This is a genomic window from Pseudomonas nitroreducens TX1, from assembly GCF_000313755.1.
In the GTDB taxonomy this organism is placed as follows: domain Bacteria; phylum Pseudomonadota; class Gammaproteobacteria; order Pseudomonadales; family Pseudomonadaceae; genus Pseudomonas; species Pseudomonas nitroreducens_A.
In genome coordinates, this window is the sequence record NZ_AMZB01000096.1 from 36918 (window position 1) to 44659 (window position 7742).

Annotated in this window: 5 protein-coding genes; 2 read left to right on the forward strand and 3 right to left on the reverse strand. The window is 66.4% G+C overall.

Annotated features, from left to right (window positions below; translation table 11 throughout):
- Window positions 1–86: 86 nt before the first annotated feature.
- From xdhC to xdhA, 3 genes are read right to left on the reverse strand one after another with little or no spacing between them, the layout of a single operon-like run.
- Window positions 87–941: a xanthine dehydrogenase accessory protein XdhC gene (gene xdhC, locus C167_RS0108485; protein ID WP_017517840.1), complete on the reverse strand. Its 855-nt coding sequence runs from the start codon at window positions 939–941 to the stop codon at window positions 87–89.
- Window positions 938–3466, reverse strand: a complete 2529-nt coding sequence (xdhB, locus tag C167_RS0108490; RefSeq protein ID WP_017517841.1) for a xanthine dehydrogenase molybdopterin binding subunit — start codon at window positions 3464–3466, stop codon at window positions 938–940. Before xdhB ends, xdhC begins: the two co-directional genes overlap by 4 nt.
- Window positions 3459–4883, reverse strand: a complete 1425-nt coding sequence (gene xdhA / locus C167_RS0108495) for a xanthine dehydrogenase small subunit (RefSeq protein WP_017517842.1) — start codon at window positions 4881–4883, stop codon at window positions 3459–3461. Before xdhA ends, xdhB begins: the two co-directional genes overlap by 8 nt.
- A 485-nt stretch (window positions 4884–5368) precedes the next feature.
- On the opposite strand from xdhA, the gene ahpC reads away from it, so the two are divergent.
- Window positions 5369–5932, forward strand: coding sequence for an alkyl hydroperoxide reductase subunit C (gene ahpC / locus C167_RS0108500; protein WP_017517843.1), 564 nt, complete (start codon window positions 5369–5371; stop codon window positions 5930–5932).
- Between the two features lie 197 nt (window positions 5933–6129).
- Complete coding sequence (gene ahpF, locus C167_RS0108505) at window positions 6130–7695, forward strand: alkyl hydroperoxide reductase subunit F (protein WP_017517844.1); 1566 nt, start codon at window positions 6130–6132, stop codon at window positions 7693–7695.
- The last annotated feature ends 47 nt before the right edge of the window (window positions 7696–7742 follow it).

Genomic DNA, 7742 nt, shown 5'->3' on the forward strand with positions numbered 1-7742 from the left:
CACAACGAAACGCCCGCCGGGGGCGGGCGAAGAGACGGGGTCGTTGAGCGTATCGGCGGCGCCAGGAAAAACTGTTGTCCCATTGGTCAGGTTTTTGCGCTTTCTGGCGAGTCGCTGCACGAGCCTTCAGGACACAGCTCGGCCCATTCCACCCCTTCACGGGTCTGCCGGGCGGGGGCGTCCTGGTGATAACGAGCGATGACCTGAGCGGCGACCGAGATGGCCACTTCCAGGGGGCGTTTGCCGGGCACTTCGGACAGGCCGATGGGGCAGTGCATCTGCGCGATCACCTCCTGTGGATAACCGTGCTGTTCCAGCCGCATCTGGAAGCGCCGGGCCTTGGTACGTGAGCCGATCATGCCGAGGAAGCCGGCGTCGCCGCGCTTGAGCACCGCCTCGGCGATGGCATAGTCCAGCGGGTGGTTGTGGGTCATGACCAGGAAGTAGCTTCCCGGAGGCGCCTCGTGCACGGCGTCTTCCGGCTCCTCCAGCAAGCGCATGCGCGCGCCCTCGGGAACGGACTGGGGAAACTGGGCTGCGCGGCTGTCCACCCACTCCAGGCGCAGCGGTAACCCTGCCAGCAGCGGCGCGAGGGCGCGGCCCACGTGGCCGGCACCGAACAGCACGACTTGTGGCCCGCGGGCAGCAAAGCATTCGAACAGCAGGCTGGCACGGCCGCCGCAGCATTGGCCCAGCCGCGCGCCGAGGGGGAAGTGTTCCAGCGCCTGGCTGTCCTTGCCGGCCAGCAGCAACTGGCGGGCGTGCTCGATGGCGGCGAATTCCAGGTGGCCGCCGCCGATGGTGTCGAAGGTTTCCCCGGCGGTCACCAGCATCTTGCTGCCGGACTCGCGGGGCGTGGAGCCCTGCACGCCGATCACGGTGATCAGCACGTAGCTTTCGGCGCTGTCGCGCAGGCAGGCGATGGCGTCCATCCAGGTCATGGCTTGAACTCCTCTGCTGGCTGTTCACCCTCTCCCCAGCCCTGGCTGCGCGCCCCGCTCCGAAGGGAGAGGTTCGGTGCAAGGTAGGAGGATGGTCTTTTCACAGACAGCGCAACTGCCGGCTGAAGACCCGGAGGAGCGTCGCGCCGGCCGGCCTCCTCTCCCGCTTGCGGGAGAGGGCTGGGGCGAGGGTGCTCATCCTGGCGCATCGCCTCACAGGCCCAGAGTACCCGCTCCGGCTTCGCCGGCGTATCCAGGTCGGGGCTCAGCCGGTGGTTCGCGAGGCTCGCGATGGCGTCGCGCAGCGCCGACCACACCGAGATCGCCAGCATGAAGGGCGGCTCGCCCACGGCCTTGGACAGGTACACGCTGTCCTCTTCGTTGGGCCGCTCGAACAGCGCCACGCGGAAATCTTCCGGTGCGTCGCTCACCGCCGGAATCTTGTAGGTCGCCGGCCCCACCGTGAGCAGCTTGCCCGTGTCGTCCCAGCGCAACTCCTCGGTGGTCAGCCAGCCCATGCCCTGGACGAAGCCGCCCTCGATCTGGCCGATGTCGATGGCCGGGTTCACGCTGCGGCCGACGTCATGCAGGATGTCCACCCGCCGCACGCGGTACTCGCCGGTGAGCGTGTCTACCTCCACTTCGGACACCGCCGCACCATAGGCGAAGTAGAAGAACGGATGACCCTGGCCCTTGTCGCGGTCATAGAAGATTTTCGGCGTGCGGTAGAACCCGGTGGCGGACAGCTGGATGCGGGCGAAATAGGCCGCCTGGATGGCTTCGGCGAAGCCCAGGCGTTGTGTGCCGACGGTCACGCCACCGTGTTCGAAGCGCACCTCCTGCGGCTTCACCCCGTCGCGTTCGGCGAGGAATTCCGCCAGGCGCTTCTTCAGCGTGCGCGCCGCATCGCGGGCGGCCATGCCGTTCAGGTCGGTACCGCTGGAGGCCGCGGTGGGCGAGGTGTTGGGCACCTTGTCGGTGCGCGTGGCGGTGATCACCACACGCTCCAGCGGCACCTGGAACTCCTCGGCGACGATCTGCGCGACCTTGGTATTCAGCCCCTGGCCCATCTCGGTACCGCCGTGGTTCAGCTGGATGCTGCCGTCGGTGTACAGGTGGATCAGCGCGCCGGCCTGGTTCAGGTGCTGGGCGGTGAAGGAAATGCCGAACTTTACCGGCGTCAGCGCCAGGCCCTTCTTCAGCACCGGGCTCTGCGCGTTGAAGGCGTGAATCGCCTCGCGCCGGGCGTGGTAATCGCTGCTCTGTTCCAGGCGCCCGATCAGCTCGCCCAGCAGGTTGTGCTCGACCTTCTGGTGGTAGGGCGTGAGCTCCCGGCCCATGCCCCCGTAGAGGTTGAGCTTGCGCACCTCCAGCGGGTCCTTGCCCACGGCGCGGGCGATGTCGTCCATGGCGCGCTCGATGATCATCATCCCCTGCGGCCCGCCGAAGCCGCGGAAGGCCGTGTGCGAGACGATGTTGGTGAAGCTGCGGTAGCCGGAGATGGCTACGTCGGGGATGAAGTAGGCGTTGTCGGCGTGGAACATCGCGCGGTCGACGATGGCGTCGGAAAGGTCCGGCGAATGGCCGCAGTCACCCACCAGTTCGAGCTGTGCGGCGAGCAGCCGGCCCTCATCGTCGAAGCCGACGCGGTAGCGGTTGTGGAAGGGGTGGCGTTTGCCGGTCAGGCGCATGTCCTCGGCACGCGGCAGGCGCAGCTTCACCGCGCGGCCAGTCTTGTGCGCCAGCAGCGCGGCGAGGCAGGCGAAGGGTGCGGCCTGGGTCTCCTTGCCACCGAAGCCACCGCCCATGCGCCGCACTTCCACGGTGACCTTGGCCAGCGGGATTGCCAGCACTTCGGCGACCAGTTTCTGCACTTCGCTGGGGTGCTGGCTGGAGGTGTGCACCAGCATGCCGCCGTCGTCGCTGGGCAGCGCCATCGAGGCCTGGCCTTCGAGGTAGAAATGCTCCTGGCCGCCGACGAACTGGCGGGCTTCCAGGACGTGCGGTGCAGCGGCCAGCGCGGCCTCGGCATCGCCCCGGCGCATGTGGTGCGGCGGGCGCACGAAGCGTTCCTCGGCCTTGGCCTGGAGCGGGTCGAGCAGGGCGCTTTCCTCGGAATAGTCGACCTTTGCCAGGCGCACGGCGCGGCGCGCCTGGATCAGGCTTTCGGCGGCCACCGCGAACAGCGCCTGCCCGTGGTACTTCACCCGCTCGCCGGCCAGCAGCGGGTCGCCAGGAAAGACCGGGCCGATGTCGGTGTGGCCGGGCACATCGTCCAGGGTCAGCACCGCCACCACGCCGGGCGCGGCGCGCACGGCGTCGAGGTCGAGGGAGCGCACGGCACCGCAGGCGATGCTGGTCAGGCCGACGGCGGCGTGCAGCAGCTCGCGCGGCTCCTTGAGGTCGTCCACATAGCGCGCCGCACCGCTGACATGCAGCGCCGCACTGTCGTGTTCGCGGGGCTGCCCCGCGCTGTGTATGGCGCCCGTTACGCCGTTGCCGGCCAGCGGCGGCAGACTACGCATGGCGCACCTCCGCGGGGCTCTGAGTCCATTCCAGTAGTGCGCGTTGCAGGAGGTTCTGCGCCACCTTCAGGCGATAGGCGGCGCTGGCGCGCAGGTCGTCGATGGGCTGGAAATCCTGTGGGATCGCCGCTTGCGCAGCGGATACGGCAGCGGCGTCGAAGGCTCTGCCGCGCAGCGCCGCTTCGCTCCGTGTACCGCGTAACGGCGTGGCCGCCATGCCGCCGCAGGCCAGGCGCGCATCGGTAACGATTCCGGCGTCGTCGAGGTCCAGGCGCAGGGCCATGCAGACGGCGGAAATGTCGTCGTCGCGGCGCTTGGAAATCTTGTCGATGCGGAATTTCTGGTGGACTTTCAGGCGCGGAATCAGCACCGACTCGATGTACTCGCCGGGTTGCAGGATCGTCGTGCGATAGCCGGTGAAGAAGCCATCGATGGGCACCTCGCGCGTCGTGCCCGCGCGGCGCAGCCGAAGCTTCGCATCCAGCGCCAGCAACACCGGGGGCATGTCGCCGATGGGCGAGGCGTTGGCGATGTTGCCGCCGAGGGTACCGCGCTGGCGGATCTGCAGGGAGCCCAGGCGCTCCAGCAGGGTGGCGACGCCGGGGAATTCGGCGAGGGCTTCGAGGCAATCGGCATAGGGGCGGGCGGCGCCGATCAGCAGGTGGTCGGCGTGGGTTTCCAGGCGCTGGAGTTCACCCAGGTTGCCCAAGTGGATCAGCGCCGGGAAGGTCTTCAGGTTCTGCGTGGCTTCCAGCGCCAGGTCGGTACCGCCGGCGATCAGCCGTGCCTGCGGGTGGCGTTGCAGCAGCTCGTCCAGTTCATCCAGCGAGGCCGGTAACCAGGCGCTTTGTTCGCCGTCGTGCAGCGTGCCCGTGACGGGCAATTCGCGCAGGCGGGCGAGCGTGAGCGCGGCGTCCCGGGCGAAGCGATCGGTGCACGGCTGTCCGGCGATCTGCGTGGCGGCGTCGAGGATCGGCCGGTAGCCGGTGCAGCGGCACAGGTTGCCGGAGAGCGCAGTGAGCGCCGTCTCGCGGTCATGCGGCGGCGGCGAGTGGTGCCAGGCGAACAGCGACATGACGATGCCCGGTGTGCAGAAACCGCACTGCGAGGCGTGGCAGTCCACCATCGCCTGCTGTACCGGGTGCAGCGCGCCGGGCTCGCCGAGGTGCTCCACGGTCAGCACCTGGCGCCCGTGGACCGTGCCCAGCAGCGTGATGCAGGCGTTCACCGCTCGATAGCGCAGCGCTTCGCCCCCCGGCTCGGCGAGCACCACGGTGCAGGCACCGCAGTCGCCCGAGGCGCAGCCCTCCTTGGTGCCGGTGCGCGCGCGGTGAATGCGCAGATAGTCGAGGAGACTGGTCTCGGGCGCGAAGCCGTCGGCCTGGACCGTTTCGTCGCCGAGCAGAAACTGGATCATCGGGAGTCCTCGTCGTCATGCGGGCGGCCGCGCCGCCTCGCAAAGGCTGTCCGTGGAGGCCGAGCGCTGCGTGGCGAAGGCTCTCAGGCACAAGCATAGGCTCGTGGACCGGCTTGACCAGCAGGGCAGGAAAACCGCGCGGGACACGCGTCCCGGCGCTGGCTGGGGCGCCGTACGTCGCGACCGGCGTTGTCCTGGCGGCCATTTCGGGCGAAGGTGGAAGTCCTGCGCCGTCCAGTGGGTTGGGGAAAAGGTCGCCAAGCCCCGGGGCAGAAGCCTCGAAGGTATTTTCCATGCGGAGGCTGACGCGCTCCGCTTGATAGGAAACTTCTTCCTTTTATAGATATCTCGATAGAGATACTCAATATTCGTGATGCCCTAAATCAATGGGCCTTTTCTGTCATCAGGCGATAATCTTGCCCCTGTCGAATTTCAACCGATCGACCACTCGATTAAACGACAAACTCTCATTGAGGAATTGCCTAATGTCCCTGATCAACACTCCCGTTCAACCGTTCAAGGTCAACGCTTTCCATAACGGCAAGTTCATCGAAGTCACCGAAGAATCCCTCAAGGGCAAGTGGTCCGTTCTGATCTTCATGCCGGCAGCCTTCACCTTCAACTGCCCGACCGAGATCGAAGACGCCGCCAACAACTACGCCGAGTTCCAGAAGGCCGGTACCGAGGTCTACATCGTGACCACCGATACCCACTTCTCCCACAAGGTGTGGCACGAAACTTCCCCGGCCGTTGGCAAAGCCCAGTTCCCGCTGATCGGCGACCCGACCCACCAGCTGACCAACGCCTTCGGCGTACACATCCCGGAAGAAGGCCTGGCTCTGCGCGGTACCTTCGTGATCAACCCGGAAGGCATCATCAAGACCGTCGAAATCCACTCCAACGAGATCGCTCGTGACGTCGGCGAAACCCTGCGCAAGCTGAAAGCTGCCCAGTACACCGCCGCTCACCCGGGCGAAGTCTGCCCGGCCAAGTGGAAAGAAGGCGAGAAGACCCTGGCTCCGTCCCTGGACCTGGTCGGCAAGATCTAAGAACGCGCCGGGAAGCGGTTGCACGGCGGCTCCCGCCGCGCAACCACCGGGCGCCCGCCCACGAAAGCTTCCGCAGCCGTTTGGCTACACCCCGAGGATGCCTACCGGCATCCTCCCTACCCAGCCAAAAGCGTGCGTAGGGTGGGCTGAAAAGCCTGCCGGGGAACCCCTTTGCTCAAATTCCGAGGATTTGAATCATGTTGGACGCCACTCTTAAAACCCAGTTGAAGGCCTACCTGGAAAAGGTCCAGCAGCCGTTCGAGATCGTCGCGTCCCTCGATGACAGCGACAAATCCCGCGAGATGAGCGAGCTGCTGCACGAAATCGTCGGCCTGACCGACAAGATCACCCTGCGTGAAGATGGCAGCGACGAGCGCAAGCCGTCCTTCGCGCTGAACCGCCCGGGGGCGAACATCGGCCTGGCTTTCGCCGGCATCCCCATGGGCCACGAATTCACCTCCCTGGTGCTGGCGCTGCTGCAGGTCGGCGGCCATCCGTCCAAGCTCGAAGCCGACGTGATCGAACAGATCAAGGGCATCCAGGGTTCGTTCGGGTTCGAAACCTACTTCTCGCTGTCCTGCCAGAATTGCCCGGACGTGGTCCAGGCGCTGAACCTGATGGCTGTGCTCAACCCGAACATCCGCCACGTCGCCATCGACGGCGCGCTGTTCCAGGAAGAAGTCGCGCGCCGCCAGGTGATGGCGGTACCGAGCATCTACCTTAACGGTGAAGTGTTCGGCCAGGGCCGCATGGGCGTTGAAGAAATCCTCGCCAAGATCGACACCGGCGCCGCCGCTCGCGAAGCCGAGAAGCTGTCGGCCAAGGAAGAGTTCGACGTGCTGGTCGTCGGCGGTGGCCCGGCTGGCGCCGCGGCGGCCATCTACGCCGCCCGTAAAGGCATCCGCACCGGCGTTGCCGCCGAGCGTTTCGGCGGTCAGGTGCTGGACACCATGGCCATCGAGAACTTCATCTCGGTGACCGAGACCGAAGGCCCGAAACTGGCACGTCAGCTGGAAGAGCACGTCAAGCACTATGACGTCGACATCATGAACCTGCAGCGCGCCAGCGCGCTGATCCCGGCGAAGAATGCCGGCGAGCTGCACGAAGTGCAGTTCGAGGGTGGCGGCAGCCTGAAGGCCAAGTCCGTGATCCTCGCCACTGGCGCCCGCTGGCGCGAAATGGGTGTGCCCGGCGAAAAGGAATACAAGGCCAAGGGCGTGTGCTTCTGCCCGCACTGCGACGGCCCGCTGTTCAAGGGCAAGCGCGTGGCGGTGATCGGCGGCGGCAACTCCGGGGTCGAGGCGGCTATCGACCTGGCCGGTATCGTCTCCCACGTGACCCTGCTGGAGTTCGACAGCAAGCTGCGCGCCGATGCCGTACTGCAACGCAAGCTGTTCAGCCTGCCGAACGTGGACGTGATCACCAGTGCGCTGACCAGCGAAGTGAAAGGCGATGGCCAGAAGGTCACCGGCCTGGTCTACAAGGACCGCAACTCGGAAGAGTTCAAGTCCATCGACCTGGAAGGCATCTTCGTGCAGATCGGCCTGCTGCCCAACAGCGAATGGCTCAAGGGCACCATCGAGCTGACCCCGCGTGGCGAGATCATCGTCGACGCACGCGGCGAGACCTCGCTGCCGGGCATTTTCGCCGCCGGTGACGTGACCACCGTACCGTACAAGCAGATCGTGATCGCGGTCGGCGAAGGCGCCAAGGCGTCGCTCTCCGCCTTCGACCACCTGATCCGCACCTCCGCGCCAGCCTGATGACCTCGCGCTAGAGAAAGAAACGCCCGGTTCACGCGAGTGAACCG